At 70.3% G+C, this 19,181-nt stretch carries 14 protein-coding genes; 3 read left to right on the top strand and 11 right to left on the bottom strand.

The features are described 5' to 3' along the window. Positions 1 to 232: 232 nt before the first annotated feature. From OG202_RS34245 to OG202_RS34220, 6 genes are all read right to left on the bottom strand, one after another. Positions 233 to 2,641 carry a putative bifunctional diguanylate cyclase/phosphodiesterase gene (locus OG202_RS34245; RefSeq protein WP_405895459.1) on the bottom strand — a complete coding sequence of 803 codons (2,409 nt, stop codon included), beginning with the start codon at positions 2,639 to 2,641 and terminating at the stop codon, positions 233 to 235. Positions 2,642 to 2,867: 226 nt separating this feature from the next. After that, complete coding sequence (gene ligA, locus OG202_RS34240; protein ID WP_327727699.1) at positions 2,868 to 5,087, bottom strand: NAD-dependent DNA ligase LigA; 2,220 nt, start codon at positions 5,085 to 5,087, stop codon at positions 2,868 to 2,870. A gap of 15 nt (positions 5,088 to 5,102) precedes the next feature. Then, entirely contained in the window at positions 5,103 to 6,131 is a 1,029-nt protein-coding gene (locus OG202_RS34235; RefSeq protein WP_327727700.1) for a methionine synthase, read from the bottom strand. Between the two features lie 226 nt (positions 6,132 to 6,357). Continuing rightward, positions 6,358 to 7,047 (bottom strand): SDR family oxidoreductase, encoded by a 690-nt coding sequence (locus OG202_RS34230; protein ID WP_327727701.1) that lies wholly within the window; start codon positions 7,045 to 7,047, stop codon positions 6,358 to 6,360. Positions 7,048 to 7,132: 85 nt separating this feature from the next. Beyond that, on the bottom strand, positions 7,133 to 7,672 hold the full coding sequence (locus tag OG202_RS34225; protein WP_327727702.1) for a TIGR00730 family Rossman fold protein: 540 nt from the start codon (positions 7,670 to 7,672) through the stop codon (positions 7,133 to 7,135). 9 nt (positions 7,673 to 7,681) lie between these two features. Continuing rightward, positions 7,682 to 8,536, bottom strand: a complete 855-nt coding sequence (locus OG202_RS34220) for a class I SAM-dependent methyltransferase (RefSeq protein ID WP_326577100.1) — start codon at positions 8,534 to 8,536, stop codon at positions 7,682 to 7,684. Between the two features lie 83 nt (positions 8,537 to 8,619). Between OG202_RS34220 and OG202_RS34215 the strand changes: the two genes are divergently transcribed. Next, on the top strand, positions 8,620 to 8,946 hold the full coding sequence (locus OG202_RS34215; protein ID WP_326577102.1) for a DUF427 domain-containing protein: 327 nt from the start codon (positions 8,620 to 8,622) through the stop codon (positions 8,944 to 8,946). 3 nt (positions 8,947 to 8,949) lie between these two features. Here OG202_RS34215 and OG202_RS34210 read toward each other — a convergent pair whose 3' ends face one another. The 3 genes from OG202_RS34210 to OG202_RS34200 form a co-directional block, all read right to left on the bottom strand. After that, the gene (locus OG202_RS34210) at positions 8,950 to 9,681 is read right to left on the bottom strand and encodes a M48 family metallopeptidase (protein ID WP_327727703.1); all 732 of its coding nucleotides are present in this window, start codon (positions 9,679 to 9,681) and stop codon (positions 8,950 to 8,952) included. Positions 9,682 to 9,763: 82 nt separating this feature from the next. Further along, positions 9,764 to 13,327: a type I restriction endonuclease subunit R gene (locus OG202_RS34205; RefSeq protein WP_327727704.1), complete on the bottom strand. Its 3,564-nt coding sequence runs from the start codon at positions 13,325 to 13,327 to the stop codon at positions 9,764 to 9,766. A 146-nt stretch (positions 13,328 to 13,473) separates the two neighbouring features. Beyond that, positions 13,474 to 13,989 carry an ATP-binding protein gene (locus tag OG202_RS34200; protein WP_328224072.1) on the bottom strand — a complete coding sequence of 172 codons (516 nt, stop codon included), beginning with the start codon at positions 13,987 to 13,989 and terminating at the stop codon, positions 13,474 to 13,476. A 299-nt stretch (positions 13,990 to 14,288) separates the two neighbouring features. On the opposite strand from OG202_RS34200, the gene OG202_RS34195 reads away from it, so the two are divergent. Beyond that, positions 14,289 to 15,137 (top strand): helix-turn-helix domain-containing protein, encoded by an 849-nt coding sequence (locus OG202_RS34195; protein WP_328224071.1) that lies wholly within the window; start codon positions 14,289 to 14,291, stop codon positions 15,135 to 15,137. A 12-nt stretch (positions 15,138 to 15,149) separates the two neighbouring features. Continuing rightward, positions 15,150 to 15,338, top strand: a complete 189-nt coding sequence (locus OG202_RS34190) for a DUF397 domain-containing protein (protein WP_328224070.1) — start codon at positions 15,150 to 15,152, stop codon at positions 15,336 to 15,338. On the opposite strand, the gene OG202_RS34185 is transcribed toward OG202_RS34190, so the two are convergent. Next, positions 15,331 to 16,548: a hypothetical protein gene (locus OG202_RS34185; RefSeq protein WP_328224069.1), complete on the bottom strand. Its 1,218-nt coding sequence runs from the start codon at positions 16,546 to 16,548 to the stop codon at positions 15,331 to 15,333. The two genes, OG202_RS34190 and OG202_RS34185, sit on opposite strands and share 8 nt — an antisense overlap. Continuing rightward, entirely contained in the window at positions 16,538 to 19,147 is a 2,610-nt protein-coding gene (locus OG202_RS34180; protein WP_328224068.1) for a type I restriction-modification system subunit M, read from the bottom strand. The genes OG202_RS34185 and OG202_RS34180 overlap by 11 nt, the downstream gene beginning before the upstream one ends. Between the last annotated feature and the right edge of the window lie 34 nt (positions 19,148 to 19,181).

Here is a 19,181-nt window from a genome sequence, read left to right as displayed (position 1 = left end):
GCGCCGCTGGGCCGGGCGCCTGGTAGCTCGGGGTGCACTGTAATCGGGCGAGTGCGGGTTCGTCGTGGTTGCTCGCGCAGTTCCCCGCGCCCCTGAAGGCCCAGTCCCTGCGGGCCTGAACAGCACGGGGCGCGGCCCCTGCTGTTCAGGGGCGCGGGGAACTGCGCGAGAAGCCCCACCGGACCCGCACCCGCCAACCAGGCCCGCACCCCCGAGCCATCAGGCGCCCGCGCTACTCGTCCGCCGTAGCCGCGGGCAAGGCGGCTTTCGGCCGCTGCCACCCACGGGACCCCCGCGCCCGCAGCCAGGCCGTGGCCTCCTCCGGCGGCATCGCGGCGGCGACGAGCCAGCCCTGCACCGCGTCACACCCCAGATCCCGCAACCGCTCCCACGTCTCGTCGTCCTCCACACCCTCCGCGACGACGAGCAGGCCGAGCGAATGCGCGAGGTCCACCGTGCAGCGCACGATCTCCGCGTCCTCGTTGTCGATCGCCAGCCGCGCCACGAACGACCGGTCGATCTTCAGCTCGCTCACCGGCAGTCGCCGCAGATGGACCAGCGACGAGTACCCCGTCCCGAAGTCGTCGAGCGACATCTTCACCCCGTGCCCGGTCAGCCCGGCGAGGGTGTCCGCGGCCCGCTGAGGGTCCTCCAGGAGCACGTGTTCCGTTATCTCCAGCTGCAACGACCCGGCGGGAACCCCGTGGCGGGCGAGCCGCGCGGCCACCGCGCCCGCGAAGCCGGGGGTGTGGACATCGCGCGGCGACACGTTCACGGCGACCGGTACGTGCAGCCCCTGGGCCCGCCACCGCGCCACCTGCGCGAGGGCGGTCTCCAGGACGTACTCCGTCAGATGCGGCATCAGCCCGGACGACTCGGCGATCGCTATGAACTCGTCCGGCGGTACCTTCCCCCGCTCGGGATGCACCCACCTGACCAGCGCCTCCAGCCCGGCGACCTGCCCGTCGAAGCGGACCTTCGGCTGGTAGTGCAGCTCGACCTCCTGCGCGTCGAGCGCGCGCCGCAGGTCGCCCAGCAGACCGAGCCGGTCCGGCGTGTTCGAGTCCCGCTTGGGCTCGTACACCTCGACGCCCGTACGGTCCCGCTTCGCCTGGTACATCGCCACGTCCGCCCGGCGCAGCAGCCCCTCCGCGTCGAGCGCGTGGTCGGGGAAGACGGCGAGCCCGGCGCTGGCCTCCAGGACGAGGGTGAGCCCGTCGAGGTCGAGCGGCGAGCCGAGCGCGGCGACGAGGTTGCGGGCGACCCGCGACGCGGACGTCGTGGAGTCGGCGACGGGCAGCAGGACGGCGAACTCGTCGCCGCCGAGCCGCGCGGCCTCCGCTCCGCGCGGCAGGGCGACCCGCAGCCGATCGGCTATCTGCAACAGCAACCGGTCGCCCGCGAGATGCCCGAGTGTGTCGTTGACGGACCTGAAGCGGTCGAGGTCGATCAGCATCAGTGCGGACCTCGCCCCGATGCGTTCGGCGTCGTCCAGGGCGGTCCAGGTCCGTTCCAGCAGCCACTGGCGGTTCGGCAGTCCGGTGAGCGGGTCGCGCAGTTGCTCCTCGGCGCGGGCGCGGGCTATCCACAGCGTGGAGTCGAGCGCGATGAGGGGGATGGCGAAGAGCGGCAGCAGCAGGGGCTGGGCGAGGGCGACGACGCAGACGAGCGGGGCGATGCCGAGCAGCGCGACGGCGACGAGCCCCTGTCTGACCAGGGCCGTACGCGCGACGGTGGGCAGTCCGCCGCGTGGCGCGGCCAGATACCAGAGCAGGGCGCGGCTGACCGCGAGGTAGGCGATGGCGACCAGCGCCACCTGGGGCGCCGAGTAGAGGTTCCAGCTGTCCGGGTCCCAGGGCCGCTCCACCGAGGGGACCCGGCCGAAGACCCTCAGGACGAGCGCGGCGGCACCGATGCCGAGGATGTCGACCGCGCCGTGCAGCACGCCCTGCCGCCAGCGGCCCCGGCGGGCGATGCCGACGAGGACGACGACGGTGAGGCTGACCATCCCTGCGGCCACCCAGCCGTACAGCAGCAGGACGGCGAGGGTGAGGGCGGCGCCGGAGCCGGTGCCGCCCCACCAGCGGGCGCGGCCCATGGCGACGAGGTGGCCGACGATGATGCCGGTCAGCAGGGCGAGGGACCAGCCGACGGCGCCGGCCGGGAAGAGCGCGTGCTGCCCGACGAACGCCCGGTAGAACCCGGCGCCCAGGATGGCGCCGGCGAGGCCCACGATCACGGCGGGCAGCGCGGGCCAGGACATGTGCCGATCGGCTTCGTGGCCCGGCAGTTCGTGGCCGCGGCCCTGGCTGAGCGCGCCGGTGACGGCAGGGGTCCCGCCCGTGCCGACCGCGGTGCCGGAGGTGAGCTGTGCCGGGCCGGGTACGAGGGAGCCGCGTGCGCTCGCGCCCGCACGGCCCGGCGGCCATGCCACCCCGGCCCTGGATTCCGCCGCCGTCGCCTGCCGGGAACCCCGCTCCCGGCTCTCCCGCTCTCGGCTCTCCCGCTCTCGACCTCGCTGCTCTCGGCTTCCCTCGAACGGGCGTCCTCCCATGAGCAGGGAGCGCCCCCGTCGCCAGGCCCCGGACATCCGGCGCAGACGCAGCCGTGAGTCCGGGGCGACGCTCTCGGTCGGTTCCATTCCCGTCCCTCTCACAGCCGGCGGTGCCCGCGCCACGCGGCCCGTTGCTCCCGACAACCTCAACGGCACCGCGTCCGAAAACCCGCCACGCGTCCGGGCACGGCAGGCGCACACCTCAACAGTAGGCCGCACAAGGCTTCTACGGGCAGCGGTCGACGGCGGTTGCCCGAATGCGACCGGCCACCCGTATGCATCTGGTATGCGCCGAACGGGTGGCCTTCAACCCCTACTCCTCGATCGGGAGCGCGACTTCCGCCGCCGCGTCCGGTCCCTGTTCGAGCAGTACGGCGAAGCCGTCCTCGTTCAGGACGGGCACCTTGAGCTGCATCGCCTTGTCGTACTTGGAGCCCGGATTCTCACCCACTACGACGAATGAGGTCTTCTTCGACACCGAGCCGGTCACCTTGGCGCCCCGGCTCTGCAGCGCCTCCTTGGCCCCGTCGCGGGTGTGGTGTTCGAGTGTGCCGGTGACGACGACCGTCAGCCCTTCGAGGGGCCTGGGTCCCTCGTCCTCGCCGGAGCCCTTGTCCTCCAGGGGGACACCGGCCTCCTTCCACTTACGGATGATCTCTAGGTGCCATTCCTCGGCGAACCACTCCTCGAGCGCCTTCGCGACGATGGCGCCCACGCCGTCGACTGCCGTGAGCTCCTCCACCGTGGCCTGCCGGATACGGTCGATCGAACGGAACTCGCGGGCCAGGGCCTGGGCGGCGACCGGTCCGACGTGGCGGATGGAGAGCCCGTTGAGGAAGCGGGCGAGCGGGCGGCTCTTGGCCTCCTCGATCTTCTGGAGCAGGGCGAGCGTGTTCTTCTTGGGCTCGCCCTGCTGGTTGGCGAAGACCGTGACGATCTTCGGCTCGCCCGTCTTCGGATCGTGCTTGGGCAGACCGCTGTCCGCGTCCAGGACGTACGCCTTGATGGGGAGCAGCTTCTCCACCGTGAGGTCGAAGAGGTCGCCCTCGTCGACGAGGGGCGGGTCGGCCGGCTCCAGGGGCCGGGTGAGGGCGGCGGCGGCGACACCGCCGAAGTGCTCGATGTCCAGGCATTCCCGGCCCGCCAGATACGAGACGCGCTCTCTCAACTGGGCGGGGCAGCTGCGGGCGTTGGGGCACCGCAGGTCGATGTCGCCCTCTTTCATGGGCCGCAGCGGTGTCCCGCACTCCGGGCACTCGGTCGGCATCACGAAGGGGCGGGTCTCGCCTTCGACGCGCAGGTCCACGACCGGCCCGAGGATCTCGGGGATGACGTCACCGGCCTTGCGGATCACGACCGTGTCCCCGATGAGGACGTTCTTGGCCTTGACGACCTCCTGGTTGTGCAGCGTGGCGAACTCGACCTCCGAGCCCGCCACCGTGACCGGCTCGACCTGGGCGTACGGCGTGACCCGGCCGGTGCGGCCGACGCCCACCTTGATGTCGATGAGCTTGGTGTTGACCTCTTCTGGCGCGTACTTGTAGGCGATGGCCCAGCGGGGTGCGCGCGCCGTCGAGCCGAGACGTCCCTGCAGACGGATCTCGTCGAGCTTGACGACCACGCCGTCGATCTCGTGCGCCACCGAGTGACGGTGTTCGCCGTAGTAGGCGATGAACTCCCGTACGCCGTCGAGGTCGTCGACCACCCTGTTGTGCTCGGCGGTGGGCAGACCCCAGGACTTGAGGAGGTCGTAGGCCTGGGAGAGGCGGGTGAAACCGCCGTCGAAGCCCTCCAGGGCGCCGATGCCGTGGACGACCATGTGGAGGGGCAGGGTGGCCGTGACCTTGGGGTCCTTCTGGCGCAGTGAACCCGAGGCGGAGTTGCGGGGATTGGCGTACGGCTTCTCACCGGCCGCCACACGGCGTTCGTTGAGACCCTGGAAGGCCTCCATCGGGAAGTAGACCTCGCCCCGGATCTCGACGAGCCGCGGGACGCGGTCGCCCTTCAGCCGGTGCGGGATCTCCGCGATCGTCATGACGTTGGGCGTGATGTCCTCGCCGGTCCGCCCGGTGCCCCGGGTGGCGGCGCGGGTGAGCCTGCCGTCCTCGTACGTCAGGTTCACCGCGAGACCGTCGATCTTCAGCTCGCACAGCAGGTGGTAGTCGGTGGTCCCGACGTCCTTGGCCACGCGGTCGGCCCAGGCGGCGAGCCCGTCGTCGTCGAAGACGTTGTCGAGGGAGAGCATGCGCTCGCGGTGCTCCACCTCGGCGAGATCGGTCTCGTACTCGACGGCGACCTTCTGGGTCGGCGAGTCCGGGGTACGCAGCTCGGCGTACTCGTCCTCCAACGCCTCCAGGGTGCGCAGGAGTTCGTCGAACTCCGCGTCGCTGACGACGGGAGCGTCCTTCACGTAGTACCGGAAGCGGTGCTCCTCGATCTGTTCGGCGAGCCGCGCGTGCTTCTCGCGGGCCTCGGCGGGCACCGCTGCCTCGGCGGGTACCGATGTGGGCTGTGCGTCCTTGTCGCCGGCCACCGTGTTGTCCTCCCGTTACTCTGGGTTGTCCGCGAGAGATCTCGCCGCCTTGACGCAGTGGGCGAGCGCCCGGCGCGCGTACGCCGGGGAGACCCCCGCGAGCCCGCACGTCGGAGTGAGCGTGACCGCCTCCGCGAGAAGCCCCGGACGCAGCCCCAGCCTGCGCCACAGCGTCCTGACACCCATGACGCTACCGGCAGGGTCCGACAACGGGCCCTCCGTGGTGGGCACGACACCGGCCAGCAGCTTCGTGCCCCCCTCCACCGCTTCCCCGATCGTGTCGTCGTCACGTTCGGTGAGCAAGGAGAAGTCGAAGGAGATCCCGGTGGCACCGGCTCGGCGCAGGAGCGCGAAGGGTACGTCGGGGGCGCAGGAGTGCACGACGACCGCCCCCTGGGGGCTCCCCTCCGTGGAGTGGACGCCGATGACGTCCCTGAGGGTGGACTCGACGAGTTGGCGGTCGACGGCGCGGTGGGTCCGGTAGCCGCTCGCGCTCTTCACCTGGCCGCGCAGGACGGCGATGAGGGAGGGTTCGTCGAGCTGGAGGACGAGTTGGGCTCCCGGTGCGCGGCGTCGGACCTCGGCGAGGTGCTCGCGCAGTCCCTCGGCGAGCGAGCCGGCGAGGTCACGACAGGCGCCGGGATCGGAGAGGGCCACCTCGCCGTTCCTCAGTTCCAGCGCGGCGGCGAGGGTCCACGGGCCGACGGCCTGCACCTTCAGCGGGCCCTCGTACCCCTGTGTGAACTCCTCCAGCGCGTCCAGGTCCTCGCCCAGCCACGACCGGGCCCGCTTGGTGTCGCGGCCCGGCCGGTCACCGATCCGCCATCCGCTGGGCTCCACGCGCGCGTACAGCTCGACCAGCATCCCGGCGGTTCTGCCGATCATGTCGGCGCCGGGGCCTCTGGCGGGCAGTTCGGGGAGGTACGCCATCCCCGTCTCCGGCCACTCGAAGGTGCCGGAGACGGTCTTGGCGGCCTCCCGGGCGTCGCCGCCGGGCATGGAGCCGATGCCGGTGGCGGGGCCGAAACTGAAGTGTGCGTTCACGCACCGAAGCCTACGTTTTCCGCCCCCGCCGCCCCTACCCGTCCCGTCCTCGGGGCTCCGCCCCGAACCCCGTTCGCGCAGTTCCCCGCGCCCCTCAAAGGGGCGCGGGGAACTGCGCGACAAGCCCCCACCCACCCGCAGACGACTCCCAGCCGACCGGGGTCGAAGGGGCGGAGCCCCTGGGGATGGGACGGGTAGGGGCGGCGGGGGCGATTCAAGCCGCTCGTCAGAGGCCCGGGCGGACCGTCAGGTCGTTCACTTCCGCGTCGCGGGGCAGGTCCAGCGCCATGAGGATCGTCGTCGCGACCGACTCGGGGGCGATCCACCGAGACGGGTCGTACTCCTTGCCCTCCTGCTGGTGCACCTTCGCCTGCATGGGACTGGCGGTGCGCCCGGGGTACACCGTGGTCACCCGCACCCCGTTGCCGTGCTCCTCCCACCGCAGGGAGTCCGCCAACGCCTTGAGCCCGTGCTTGGACGCGGCGTACGCGGACCAGTCCGCGTGCGCGTGGAGACCCGCGCCGGAGTTGACGAACACCACGTGCCCACGGGCGGCCCGGAGTTGGGGCAGGAGGTGGCGGGTCAGCTCGGCGGGTGCGACGAGGTTGACGTTCAACTGGTGGCGCCAGGCCTTGGGGGTCAGCTCACCGACCGGCCCGAGGTCGACCACGCCCGCGATGTGCAGTAGCGAGTCCACCCGGTCGGGCAGGGCCTCGTGGGCGAAGGCCCAGGAGAGCCTGTCCGGGTCGGCCAGATCGCCGACCAGCGTCCGCGCCCCGGGGAACTCCGCCGCCAGTTCCTTCGCCCGCCCCGCGTCGCGCGCGTGCAGCACGAGGTCGTCCCCGCGCTCGTGCAGCCGTCGGGCGACGGCCGCGCCGATGCCGGAACCCGCGCCGGTGATCACATGAGTAGCCATGCGGTCATGCTCGCATCACCCGGGAGCCGAGGACGTCCACCGGAGCCCACCGGAGCCCGCCGAGACCCCCGTCGAACGCCCGGCCTCACGCGACGCCCCGGCTCTCCTCCAGATACGCCATCGCCCCCACCGGCTCCTCCGCGAAGAAGACCAGGTCGGTGAGCGGGCGGGGCAGGAAACCCTCGTCCTCCATGCGCCGGAACTGCTCCTTCAGGCCGTCGTAGAAGCCCGCGGTGTTGAGGAGCACGACCGGCATCTCGGTGTGGCCGTGCTTCTTCAGCTCCAGGATCTCGGTCGCCTCGTCGAGCGTGCCGGTCCCGCCGACCATGACGACGACCGCGTCGGCCTTCTCCAGCAGCAGTCGCTTCCTCTCGGCGAGGTCCCGCGCGACCACCATCTCGTCGGTGCCGGGCCGCGCCTTGGCCGCCAGGAACTCGACCGACACGCCCAGCAGTCTGCCGCCCGCCTCCTGCACGCCGTCGGCGACCACCTTCATCAGCCCGACGTCCGAACCACCCCATACCAGGGTGTGCCCGCCCTTGCCGATCAGCTTGGCGAACTCCTTCGCGTGGCCCGTGTAACGGTCGGCGAGGTCGGCGGCGGAGAGGAAGACGCAGATGTTCATGGGTCCACGTTAGGGGGCGGCACCGACATCGCGGCCGTCGTGTCCACCGGCTTCCTCCGCCACCGTCGCGCGGATCTTGGACTGACGGTGCGGCAGGTCCTCCCAGTCGTCCATGAGGCGGGCGGACAGGCCGTGTTCGCGGGCGAGTTCGACGAGGGTGTCGGTCCGGTAGTAGAAGTCCTCGTGCAGCACCTGGTGCTCCTTGCCCTCGGTGCGGCCGAAGGTGAAGTCGAAGAAGCCGCCGGGGGCGAGGACGCGGCCGACGTGTGCGAGGCACTGCTCGATGACATGTGGCGGCGAGTGGGAGAACACGCTGTGCGCGTGGACGACGTCGAAGTGGCCCGCGGGCAGGAAGTCGAACGTGAGGTCGGCGACGAGCGCCAGGTGAGGGAGTTTGGCCTGCAGGCCCTCGCGCGCGAGGGTGCGCTGGGCCTCCATGAGGATGGCCGGCGAGATGTCGATCCCGTAGTAGTTCCCGGTGTCCAGGTGGTCGATGAACAGCCGCCCGGCCCGCAGGTTCCCGCAGCCGATCTCCAGCATCCGGTGCCCCGGCTCCAGACCGTGCCGCAGGAGGTAGTCGAACTGCATCCGGCCCATGCGTTCCCACTTCTCGACGGACGGGTTGTGCCCGACGGCGGCCTCCGGGCTGTGTGCCGTGTCGGCGGCCATGACGGCCCGGTAGTACGCGATGTGGTCGCGGTGCTTCAGCTGCAGCCAGGTGTCCCGCGCCACCCGCCGGGCGTGCGCGGGCACGCGCCTGGGGTGGCGCAGGGCGTACCGAGCCCGGTGGGTGAGGCTCCGGCGGTTCCTGGACGGGTCCCGGGACGGCTTTCCAGCCCCTTTGGCCGGGTCTGCGGCTTCCATGGCGACCTCCTGCGACCTTGTGGAAGAACTCACCAGCAGCCTGTGCTGTACCCGGTGAGACGGCTACCCGAGGAAGGGCGATCGTGACCCAAGGCCATCACATCACCATCGAACAAGGAATCGAACGCGTCCGTGTGGTCCACGGAGACCGGGTGCTCGCGGAGAGCAGCCGCCCCCTGGTGCTGCGCGAGACAGGCTGTCCCGTGCGGTATTACATCCCCGAAGGAGATGTCCGTATGGAGCTGCTGACCGCGTCCGAGACGCACTCTTACTGCCCGTTCAAGGGCACGGCGTCCTACTGGTCGCTCCCCGAGGCCCCCGACCTCGTGTGGGCGTACCCCGACCCGAAGCCCGAGGTCGCCGGGATCAAGGGGCATCTGTGCTTCTACGACACCGAGGTCGTCGAGTAGGACTCACACAGCCCCGCGCCACAGATCGGGCTCGGCCTGCGCGAAACGGTGTTCCAGTCCTTCCAGGTCTCCGAGTGCGAGCCGCATCCTGCGCCGGAACGCCGGCCCGTGAGCCGGGACGGCCAGGTGCGTCAGCTCATGGACGAGAACGAGGTCCACCAGGGCAGGAGGCAGTTGCATCAACGCCCAGTGCACGGTGATGGTCCCGTCCGGGTCACAGGCACCCCAGCGCTCGTTGAGGTCTCGTACGACGATGCCTCCGGGGGCCACACCTGCCCGCGCGGCCAGAGGCCGCATGCGCGCGGTCATCCAGTCCACGCCCCGTGCGGTGTACCAGTCGGCGATCAGCCGCGCGCCCACCCGTGGGGAGTCGGGGCGCGGAAGTTCCAGCCATCCCTGGTGCAGCCGTACCCGTGTGCCAGGCTCGGCGGCCACGACCCTCAGCCGGTGGCGGCGGCCGAGATACCCGAAGCTCGCCCCGCTGACCAGTTCCTTGCGGGGCTCCCCTCCCCCGCGCCTGCGCCGGTCGACCTCGTGCGCGATGCGGGGGAGGCGGGACCGTACGGCCGCCGCGACCGCCTGGGGATCGGCGTCGGGGGGCACCGAGAACAGCACCCCGCCGTCCTCGCGGATCTCGATCCCGAGGGTCCGGCGGCGCGGCCGTACGACGACCTGCCACGTCCACTCCCCCGGCAGGGGGAGCGACGCGAGGGCGGACTGCACGGAGAGGCTCACCCGGCATTGGTACCACCCGGCACCGACAGCCGACGCGGCCGGCGACCGGCCGTGGGCCCGAACCGGAACAGCGCGCCAGGCGCTACGCGTGCGGCCGCGCCTCATGGCGGAGGAAGTCGTCGCGCCGCTGCACGGCGAGCTCCAGCAGCGCGGCGGCCGTGTACGCGGTGTCGTCCCAGTCGATGTGCAGACGCTCACTCACTCTGAAGCGCAGTACCTTGCGCGCCTCGCTCTGGGCGTCGGCCTGTGTCACGAAGTGCGGCGTCCGCACGAGGACCGCGATATCCGACGTCAGGAGGCAGGCCGCCTCGTACAGGTCGACCTCGGCGGACGGGAGAGGCGCGCCCTCCTGCTCCAGGGCCCGCACCAGCGCCCGGTAGACCGGGCGTTCCGTCAGCGGGTCGAGGGACGGGCCCGTCTCCTCGACGTCCGCCGTGATGTCGCCGTACAGCCGTGCCAGGTCGGTCGCCGCCTGCTCGAAGTCCTGGCGCATCTGCTGGACGATCTCCTCCAGACGGGCGCTGAACAGCTCGTAGCGGGCCCGGTCCGTGCCGATCCTCGCCGTGATGTGGGTCCGCAGGCGGCTGACCATGTACCTGGTCCTGGCGCGGGCGTCGGGGTTGGCGTCGACGCGTTCCATGAACTCGGGCGCGCTCAGTTCGATGGGCGGGACCCGCAGCTCGACACCGGTCACCCGGAGGTGGTCGGCGATGAGTCTGCGTACCTTGGCCCCGTACCGGCGCGGGCTGAACTCGTCGCGTCCGTCCAGGTAGCGCTGCCGTGCCAGGTACTGCACCTCGCCCAGCCGGCCCGCGAACCGCTCGTACCGCAGGGCGTACGGGCGGGGCAGGACCGCGCCCAGGGCGGTGAGGAAGTCCCGTGCCAGTTCGTCGAACTGACCGCGCGTGAGCGGGTCTTCGAGCACGTCGAGCAGTGCCTCGCGACCCTGTTCGTCGATCAGGGAGAGGATGCCGTGTTCGTCGTAGGACGCGAGTCCGTGACCGTCCAGGAAGCGGGCGACGCGGCTGTGCAGGTCGTCGAGGAGCCGGTCGGCGGCGGCGTCCGCCTGGAGCAGCAGACCGTCGTCGGTGGGCTGCGGCCCCTCGAAGTCGCGGCGCAGGTGGTCGGCTGTGACGTGCTCGAAGCCGTAGACCTCCCGTAGGTGGTGCTCTTCGTAGGCGCGCAGGGAGCGGGCTAGTTCGTCGCCGATGCCGACGAAGTCGACGAGCGTTCCCCACCGCTTACCGGGGTACGGCCGGTTGGTGCGGGCGACGGCCTGGAGCAGTCCGGCGCCGGAGAGCGCGCAGTCCAGGTAGAGGACCTGTTCGACGGGGGCGTCGAAGCCGGTGAGGAGCATCGACTGGACGACGAGGAAGGCGAGGGGCTCCGCCGTCTCCGGGTCGCCCTTGTCCGCTTCATCCGCCGCGTCGTCCTCGCCGTGCGGTCGTTCCACCTGCCATACGTCCGTCACGGGGGCGCCGGTGGCGCCGTGCGCCTGGCCCGACGGGCCGTGGGGCTCGACGGGCCACGAGGGATCGGCCGCGGCGGCCAGTGGGTCCCCGAGTCCCTCCTTGAAGCGCTCGATGTACGTGTCCTGCCGGGACTTCAGCGTCCACTGCCGCCAGCCGACCGGGTCCTTGCGCGGGTCGCCGTGGATCACCACCGCCGCGTCGATCGAGGCGAGGACGTCCCTGTGCGGCAGTACGGTGAGCAGTTCCCGCAGCTCGTCGTCGGCACCGAGGGCCGCCATCGGGTCGTGGGCGATCGCCGGGTCGAGCGCGTCGAGCTGGGCGAGCAGCCGGTCCCGGGCAGCGAGGAGTGCCTCCCGGTAGTGGACGGCGGCGAGCCGTGACACCGCCGCCAACTGGGCGCCGAGGCGGTCGGGCAGCGCGTTGACCGCCCAGTGCCGCAGCATGAAGTCGGCTTTGTAGGCGATCACCGAGGACGCTTCGAGGACTTCCTTCTTCCGGGCGAACTTCCGCAGCACGCGCTCGCGCCGCTCCGGGTCGTCGGGCACCTGCTCGTCGAACTTGGCGTCGAGCGCGGCCTTCTCGATCACCTCCAGCGGCGCGTCGTACGCCTCGTACCGTACGGGGACGACGGACCGGTCGAGCTCTGCCTCGCGCAGGGTGTAGGCGTCGACGAGCGGCCCGAAGATCGCTTCGGTCTCCTTGCGGGCGCCCCGGATGATGGGCGTGCCGGTGAAGCCGACCAGGACGGCGTTCGGCAGCAGGGCGCGCAGCCGGGCGTGCAGCCAGCCGGCGTGGCCCCGGTGCGCCTCGTCGACGAGCACGACGATGTCCGGGCTCGGGTTCGCGGGCCGCACCTGGGCTGAGGCGTCCTTGTCGGCCCCCTGTGCCGGGAGACTGTCCTCGCTGCCGTCGTAGGCGGTGTCGTCGCGCTGGGCCTTCTGGAGCATGACCAGGACGACGTCCGGTACGGGTGCGGCCAGCTGCGCCCGCGCGTTGGCGACGCCGTCGGCCCGGTAGACGGGTTCCTCGGCGGCCGCCAGCGAGGCCTGGATCTGCTTCTCCAGGTCGATGCGGTCGGTGACGACGACGACCTTGTGGTGCTTGAGCTCGCTGTCGCTCCTGAGGTGGCGGACGAGGAAGGCCATGGTGAGGCTCTTGCCGGAGCCCTGTGTGTGCCAGACGACTCCGCCGCGTTGGTCGACGTCCTGCTTCGCCGCGATCGCTCTTCTACGCTGCTGGAGGCGACGGGCGAGTCTACGCACCGCCTTGAACTGCTGGTACCTGCCGATCACCTTGAGCGTGCGGCTGCCCTGCCCGCGCTCGGTGGTGAAGTCCCGTACTAGGGTGAGGAGATGGTCGGGCCGCAGGACTCCGGCGGCGAGGACCGCCATGTCGGTGGCGCACCCGTCGGCGGGCGTGGGCTCGGTCGTACGCCAGGGGGTGAAGTACTCGGGCGTCGAGGTGACCGTCCCCAGTTCCGCGTACGTACGGTCGGTACCGACCAGCACCTGCGCGAAGCGGGTGAACTCGGCGACGGGGGACGGCGATTCCAGGCTCGCGTAACGGCAGACCTGCCCGACCGCGTCGTCGAGGGCGGCCCTGCTCCCGTCCCTGCCGCCGGAGGTGAGCGGGGCCTTGCACTCGATGACGACCCAGGGCAGCCCGTTGACGAACAGGACGAGGTCGGGGGTGACGGGGGCCGCGTCCTTGCGCTCCACACGGAACTGACTGACCGCGAGCAGGTCGTTGCGGCCGCCGTTCTCCCCGTCCCAGTCGACGAGTTGTACGTGTTCGGGGTCGCCCTTCTTCCAACCGGGCAGCTGGCGCGCATTGATGCCCTTGCGCAGCAGACCGGTCACGGCGAGGTTGCCGCGCACGCCGCGATCGGCGGGGCCCTGACCGGGGGCCGTGCCGAGCACGAGGGCGAGGAGGTGGTCGAGCTGAGCGCTGGTGAGCCAGGTCCCGCCGTTCGGACCCGAGTTGATCCGCGAGATCGCGTCCCGGAAGCGCTTCGCATAGACGACCTCGGTGAACGCCTCGCGCTCGGACGGGCTCGGCGAGGTGGCCGGTTCGCCGGGCGGCGCCCCTTCCAGGTGCTCCCATCCGAGGTGGACCAGGTGCCGTATCAGCGGCTGCTCGGTCTTGTCGTACTCCGGTAGCTCCCGCCGACTCACCGCTGGACTCCCTGCCCTCACCGTGCGCCCCAGCGTCTCCATGGGACGTACAGGAAACTCTACTCACGGGCAGGGAGCCGACCAGGGGTGTTTCGGCCTCGCGATCAAGCCACGGGGGCTCCTTGAGGGCTCGCCGGATCGCCGGTTCAAGCCGCGAGGGCGGGCGGCGGCTGCGGCGGTAGGGCCAGCTCGAACCAGATCGTCTTGCCGGCGGGCCCGTACGGCCCCTCGCCCGTGCCGCAGCCGCCCCAGCGGTCGGCGAGTAGGTCGAGGATCAGCAGGCCTCGCCCGCTGTCCGCGTACGCCGGTACGGCCGGGGGCGGCGGCAGCGGTGGCAGGTCGGGGCCCATGTCCCAGACGCTCACGCGGAGTACGGGGTCCAGCCAGTGCAGGCGGACGAACGCGGGGCCATTGGTGTGCCGTACCGAGTTGGTCGCCAGCTCGGAGGTCAGCAGCTCGGCGCGGTCGGTGAGTTGGGCGAGGCCGTGGGCGGTGAGGACGGCGCGGAGGGTGAGGCGGGCGATGCCGGGGGCTCGGGGGTCACAGGGGAAGTGGAGCTCGTAACTCCAGGGGGCGGTGAAGGGGAGGGGGCTGGGGGCGGGGTGGGAAGGGGGTTCCGGGTCGTCGGCGTGGGGGGTGAGGACGGTGGGGGGTCGGGTCACGCGGCACCTCCGTTGGTGCGAGTGGCTTCGCTGAGCGCGCGGATGAGAATCGCGCGGGGCGGCCGCGCCCTCCGGCTCCGGGCCGGCGCGGCGTCTTTGCCGGGACGTTCGCCGCCTTCCGGATGGGCGGTGGGGGTCCGGTGCGCTTCCGCGAGGGTGGGGCGGGGTGGCCTGAGTCACACCATAGCGAGGCGAATTTAACCCGTGCCATCAATCTCACTGGAACGGGTGTAGTTTTTCTGCGAGATGGACTCGGAGCGCCACCATCGGCACACTGTGCGCGAGCAAGGAGGGCCCTGATGGCACCGAACACCCCGACAATCCGACAGCGCCGGTTGGGCCTGGAGTTGCGGCGACTCCGCGAAGCAGTCGGCATGTCCGCCCCCGCCGCAGCTGGCGCACTGGGTACGGATCGCACCAACATCTCGAACATCGAGGCAGGGCGTTACGGCATCAGCGAGGAACGCCTACGCAGGCTGGCCAGCATCTACGAGTGCAACGACGAAGCTCTGATCGGCACGTTGGCCGCGATGACGGGCGGCCGCAAGCCGGGCTGGTGGGACGAGTACCGGGGCAAAGTACCTCTGGGGCATCTCGACATCTCCGAGATCGAGCACAACGCCGTACACCTGCGCACCGTGCAGACCTCGCACCTTCCAGGGTTGTTCCATACCGAGGACCACGCCAGGGCGATCTTCGACCTCGTCGTACCGAAGCTTCCACGCCTGGAAGTCGAGTTGCGCATCGCACACCGTCTCGCCCGGCAGTGCGTGCTCACGGGAGACAAGCCGGTGCCCTACCTCGGGATCATCCACGAGGCCGCCCTGCGGATGCAGTTCGGCGGCCGGGACGTGGCACGCGCCCAACTTCATCACTTGTTGGACGAGAACGAGCGTGACAACGTGACCTTGCTGGTGATCCCGTTCGCCAACGGAGGCTTCCCCACAGTGGGGGACGCCGTCCTATACGCGGCGGCCGACAACCCGCACCTGGACACAGTGCACATGGACTCACCGGCCGGCCCGTTGTTCTTCGACTCGCCAACCCAGTTGGAGAACTTTCGCCAACGCCTGGACTTGGCCGAGCGAGCGGCGTTGACTCCGAAGAATTCGGCTGATTTCATCTGCGCGATCGCCAAAGAGATGTAGAAGGAGCAGGTCTTGTCGGAGTTGTGCTGGTTGAAGTCGTCCTTCTCCGGGGAGGGCGGCAACAACTGCGTCGAGATAGCCGCGCCAAGTCCCGAGGGCGTCGCCCTCCGAGAGAGCGAAAGCCCGGCCCGCGTTCTGACTACGGACCGGGCTGCGTTGGGGGCGCTGATGCGAAGCGTAAAGGCTGCTCAACTCACATAGCGGCGGACCGCGCCCGATCTACCAGCAGATCCTCGACCACCGCCCGCTGAGTCACCCGTAGCTTGGCAACTACCTCAGCCTGCCGCGCGATGCGCTGGTCCATCGCAGCGACAGCGGAAACGATCTCACTCTGCTTCGCCACATCAGGGAGCGGCACCCGTAGCGCTTCGACTGTCGCGGCACTGATCTTGACCATGCTTTCGCTGGTGCCACGTGCAGCAGCTCGCACAGCGCTACGGACAGCTCCCGTACTGAGAGCCAGTTCCAGGTAAGAAGTGAGACACCGCGTCTCATCCAAACGCAATCGCATCATGAGGTCCGGGTAGATGCAGGGGGATCCCACATCTCGATAGCGCCCGGCAAGACCAACCAGTTCACGGGTGTTCGCCCGGCTCATCAGCAAGTCCCCATCCTGAAGCAAATACCGCCTCCCAAGGGGCGTGTTCGGGATTCGCTTCAGCTGTGCGGGGACGAATCCTTCGTTGGTAAGGCACCCGAGACCCAGAGCCTGGAGACCCGTCCACTCGGGCACACCCGAGGGCGAGTAGCCATTCTTCGGTTTGCCAGCGAGCACCGTCCCAACGGGAGTTGCGGGGCCTGCGACCAATTCGTTCACCAGACCTGTGCGAGCGGACCGCAGTTTGCCGAGCAGCCCTTCCAACGCCCCGATCCGCCGCTCGAAGGCGGCGTGCGCGGCGACGATCCGGCGTTGTTCGTCCAAGGCAAGCCTCGGTACACGCAAGGTACGCACATCCGCCTGCGAGATCTTGTACTGCCCGCTCGATCCACGCATGACTTCATCAATCTGGCGCCGAGCCCCAGCCGACGCCAGGACGATGGCCAAGTACCTCGGGTCGAGTACCTCTGGATCTGGAACCAGGCGGAAGACCAGGTCCGGAACCATCAGTCCCGGACGAACATCACCGACCTGACAGACAATGCCCACAAGGGCTTTGACCCCGTTAGCACGCGATACCAGCACGTCTCTCGGCCTAACTGCCAGCCCGGGTCTGGGGGCGACACCCTTCGGCAACGCCTTGGCCTCTGCCGCCACAAAACGCCCCGAGGTCACCGCGCTGAGTTTCAGCACGCCCCACTCATCCGCTGCCGGAAGACGCGGTTCGCAAACAGGGCTCCACCCCGTCTCGACGCGTCGGAGCACGTCCTTCAGGGGGACCATCGAGCGCTCGGTCGCTTGCTCATCGCCCATAGCCCAGCTCCTCCAGCCACTCCCCCAGCTCCCCCTGAGCCTCCGCGCCAGCCCCCTCCAGCTCGCTCAGCGAAACCCCGTACTTCTCCACCCATCGCCGGAACACCGCCACCAGCTCACGCCGTCCCACCGCGAACGCCGCGTCCACGCGCCCGGAGATGTCCTCGTTCAGGACGTCCAATACGATCTCCTGGGTCCGCCCCTCATCCGCCAGGACAACCGTGGCCGCTTTCTTGAGTTCCTTCAGGAACAGGTCGTCCAGCGCCTTGCGCTTCTTCGTCGCCGCCGTGCGTGCCTTCCGGCAGACCGCCAACTCGCGCTCCAGACGGGCGAGTTCCTCGTCCGACACCGGTTCGACCGACTCGGCGGTGTCCACCGCGTCGGCCTCCTCCTCGCCGTCCTCCGCCGGCTTCGCCGCCGCCAGCGCGTCCAGCGCCTCCTTGTAGGCCGCGTCCGCAGTCGCGACCTCCGCCTCCACCACCGCGTACTGATCGAGGAACTCGGGGATGAGGTGGCGTACGACCGGCTGGTCCATCGCCCGGCGGCGGTCGGTCGCCGACACCGTCTGCCTGCGCGAGGTGCCCGTGATCACCGCGCCCTCCGCCGGTCGGACGATGGCCTCCGTCGAGTCCACCCAGCCTGCGAGGACCCGGGCGAAACCACCCGCCGCCAGGGCCTTCATGTCGTAACGGGAGTGCGTCCACCAGTCGGCGACGATGCCCGCCGTCCGGTACTCGTCGAGTACGCCGACCGCGCCGATCGCCCTGATGAAGCCGTCCAGGAGGCCGGAGCGCAGGTCCATCAGGCGGCGGTCCTCGGCCAGCTGGGCGAAGAGCTTCGAGCCCTCCTCCCACCAGTCCGCGTACGCGGTCCGCAGCTCCGACTCCTTCGCCGCCGCCAGTTCGGCGATGCGCCCCACCGTGGCCTCGGGGCCTTCGGGCAGGAAGTCGTAGTACGCGGGGTCACCCTCTCGCTCCGCGAACAGCGTCGACGCGTCCACCCCGTACGCCCCGAAGAGCCCGGACCTCGCCACGACCTCCGCGACCGGCACGCCTCCGTACAGGTGCGCCCGTACGTCCTGCGGCTCCGGCGGGGGCGAGTTGTCCACCCAGCGGCGGATGTTGAGGTTGGCGCCCTCGGCGAGGAGGTCGTCCACGCCCACCCACCTTGAGTAGCCGGGCAGTTCACGCCCGTACTTGAACACCGTGACGATCTTCTCGACGTGTTCGGGGGCCAGCTCGTTCTGGTTGCGGCCCACCGTGAACTCGCGGTCGGCGTTGATGAAGAGGACCTTCTTGCGCCGCTCGGCGTCCGGCTTCTCGCGCGGGCGCCGGAGGACGAGCACACAGGCCGGGATGCCGACGCCGTAGAAGAGGTTGGGGCCCAGGCCGATCACGGCCTCCACACAGTCGTCGCGCAGCAGCTCCTCGCGGATGTCCTTCTCCTTGCCGCCACGGAACAGCACCCCGTGGGGCATGACGACGGCGACCACGCCGTTGCGCGCCAGCACCGAGATCATGTGCTGGACGAACATCAGGTCGGCCCTCTTGCCCTTCTCCGGCGCCCAGCCCCACTTCATCCGCGTGCCGTGCACGCCGTCGGCGGCGGCCACCGCCTGCTGGTCGTAGGGCTGGGAGAAGGGCGGGTTGGAGAGGACCTTGGTGAAGGTGAGCAGGCGTTTGCCGGCGTCGAGGTGGAGCGGCTCGGTGAGGGTGTCGCCGTGGTGCAGGTCGAACTTGCGGATGCCGTGCAGCACCATGTTCATGCTCGCCATGGACCAGGACGCGGGGTTGCGGTCCTGGCCGTTGATGCCCAGCTCGTCGGGATTGCCGCCGTGCTCCTCGACGTACTCGCGGGCCGCGATGAGCATGCCGCCGGAGCCCATGCAGGGGTCGTAGACGCTCTCGGTGGGCTGCGGGTCGAGCAGACGCACCAGCATCCGGACGACCGAGCGCGGGGTGTAGAACTCGCCGCCGCTCTGGCCCGCGCTGTCCGCGAACCGGCCGAGCAGGTACTCGTAGGCCGCGCCCAGCATGTCCGGGAACTCGAAGTCCTCGTTGCGGAGCCGGTAGATGCTGAAGTGCCGGATCAGGGACAGCAGTTCGTTGGCGGTGAAGCGCGGCTTGTTGCCGACCACCGCGTTGAACTCGATGTGGGAGGCTACGCCGGTCAGCCGCGAGTTGCCCTCCTGGAGCGCCGCGAGCGCCTTGTCAAGGTACTCGCCGGCCTGCACGACCTTGCCGTCGGGTCCCTTGGTCTCGGCGGTGAGCGCTTCGATCCCGGGGACGGTCACCTCGGGCTCGTCGGGGTCGAGCACGTGCGGGCCCTTCCACCAGCGGGCACGCGGCGGGACGTAGAAGACGTTGGTGTAGAACTCGGGGTTGTCGGCCCGTTGCAGGGCCTTCGTCTCGCTGCCCGTCTCCTTCAGCCGCTGCTGATACGTACGCTCCCAGGCGGGCTGGAACTCGTCCGAGGCCCGTTTGAGGAAGAGCAACCCGAAGATGTAGTCCCGGTAGTCGGAGGGCTCCATCCGGCCGCGGAGGATGTCGGCGGCGGCGAAGAGGTGCCGCTCCAACTGGGGAAGGGTGATGCGGGCCACGCGCCGGTCCTTCGGTGGAGAGTTGGGGGACGGG

It is taken from the genome of Streptomyces sp. NBC_00310, from assembly GCF_036208085.1.
GTDB lineage: Bacteria > Actinomycetota > Actinomycetes > Streptomycetales > Streptomycetaceae > Streptomyces.
This window is presented reverse-complemented; position numbering and strand designations above follow the sequence as displayed.